We start from the raw sequence: 2,057 nt of genomic DNA on the forward strand, positions 1-2,057 counted from the left end.
GGTGCTGGAAAGCCCGGGGGTGTTTGATCGGATTATCCGAGCCTGTGTGGAAAAAGGGGCATGGTGCCTTTATCGCTTGGAGGCTGAAGATAGCGCCGGACCCAGCGAGTTGTATGACCAGAAGAGGCCTGTTCCTATGGCCGTCGATTTGACCCAGCCAGGCTACGGACTGGTCACCCCGTCGGGTGCAGCTCAGCGTGGGTGGACTGAGACTGAGAAGGTCGACCCCACCCGCATGGGTGAGGCCGTGATCTACAGAATTGAATCAAGCGGTCCGGCTACGGCTGAGCAAGTGCGAGAGGAGATTGCCCAGCAATACGGGGAAGTTTCTCCTCAGGATTGGCAAGATACTATAACAACTATGCTAAAAAAGGGCCAGCTTTACGCCTACCGGGGAGAACCACACCAAGAGGAGAAGCCGGAACTAATCTATGGACCCGCGGCCACCCTGTATTCCCCCGCGCCAGAGGATGTCCTGATCACGCCAGCTGAGGCAGCTAGACGGGGATGGACCACAACCCCTCACCAGCCGTTTAGGCTCACAGGCAAGGATGGAGCCAAGAAGATCCTGCCGCTCCTTCGTCGCCTAGGCGGCATTTACGATCGGGGTGCTACCTCTACCATCACTAGCTTGGATTTAGTGGACCTAGAGCTGCCCCATGGGGGAAAGCTCCGGCTCCAACTAACCGAGGTGCCTCCGGACTCAATGCGATGCCTGGGTGAGTTGTTTGAGACCTTGGACGGCCTGGTGCAACCAGGCGACGGTACCGAAGCTGATCTAGAAATTGATGAACCCGACGACAATTGCCTGCTCATTAAGGAACTAAAAAAAGCCCAGGAACCAACGAAGCCGGCGGGTGAGGTATAACCCATGGCCAAGCGGAAGGCAACAGGTGATATGGAGCTCGCCAAGGTCCTAAGGTCGCGGATTCGCCCGCTCTTATCTACCGCTCCCTGGGTTTTGCGCGTCACCGAATACAAAGATAAACCCATACCGGTGCTGGTGGTCAAGGAGCGATTTTGGCCTGAAAGCAGCCCCAATAACGGTAACGGACTCCCTAAAGCCGTCCTTAGATCCCGAGGGCAGATATACGGCCAAGCCCTGCGGCGCTGTTTACCCATCATTCGGGCTATTGTCTGTCGCGTGGCTGATCCCAATGGCATACCCCTTGACCTGCACCGGTTCATCGCCAACGGGCGGATTGAGTTTCGCGGCAACCTGCCATTGGATGAGGAGGCCGGCGCCAAGCTAGGCTTGATTTTCAAGCTCCAGGAGCGGCTGAGGGATATGGATCGGGCCGAGCTTATCGCCTGGCGAGTGGAGCGGTTCAGCCGCGAAGAAGCGGTTTACTGGTTGACTCGGGCCACCCAGTACGGCCAGGCGGCCAACCGCTGGGCTCAGACCGGCATGCGCATCATGCTGGCGGGCCAGCCTGGGGACAAAGCAGTTTTGGAGATGTTGGACAAACTGCGCGGATAGTCAAGGAGAGATCTCAATATGCAATCAGGCCAAGGAAACGACCTCCGCCTTATTGAAGCTGGTTTTCCCTGTCATCAAGTTGGCGCTGAAACCCAGCGGGAACGCGACACTGGCAAGGCACCTCCCACCCACCGGCTCCACGTCTGGTGGGCCAGGCGGCCGCTAACCCCGAGCCGCGCCGCCGTTTTGGCCTCCCTTCTGCCCGCCGGCACCGACCCCGACTGGTTTCTGCGCCAGCTTGGCATCGAAAAGGTGGTGGCTCTGGTCAACGGGGAACCATGGGCATTGGACGAGAATCTTACTGAGCGCGTTGAGCGGAACGCCTTAGGAGAAGAGAGACTTAGAATCGATGCTACAGTCCTTAGGGCGCTTCAACGTGAACAACTGGCAAGGGAGGACCACAGGAGACTGATTGAAAGGTTAGTTTCTAAATACCCTCCCTTCGCTGGACATCCTATCATCGAAAAATGGCAGGAGCTTAGTAAACCAATTCCTGAGCCATTGCCGGGTGAGGGTAACGTTCTTACTGTCGAACGAAGGGCTGCTGACCCAGCTTGGTTTAAAACGTTAATGGAGC

At 57.2% G+C, this 2,057-nt stretch carries 3 protein-coding genes; all 3 read left to right on the forward strand.

The genetic code is table 11. From position 1 onward, the window contains the following. Window positions 1-19: 19 nt before the first annotated feature. Window positions 20-868: a hypothetical protein gene (locus H5U02_15290; GenBank protein MBC7343783.1), complete on the forward strand. Its 849-nt coding sequence runs from the start codon at window positions 20-22 to the stop codon at window positions 866-868. A gap of 3 nt (window positions 869-871) precedes the next feature. After that, complete coding sequence (locus H5U02_15295) at window positions 872-1,480, forward strand: hypothetical protein (GenBank protein MBC7343784.1); 609 nt, start codon at window positions 872-874, stop codon at window positions 1,478-1,480. Window positions 1,481-1,498: 18 nt separating this feature from the next. After that, window positions 1,499-2,057: DUF1156 domain-containing protein (locus H5U02_15300; protein ID MBC7343785.1), on the forward strand; the 559-nt coding region annotated here is incomplete at its 3' end.

Source organism: Clostridia bacterium, from assembly GCA_014360065.1.
Lineage (GTDB): Bacteria > Bacillota > DSM-521 > Neomoorellales > JACIYF01 > JACIYF01.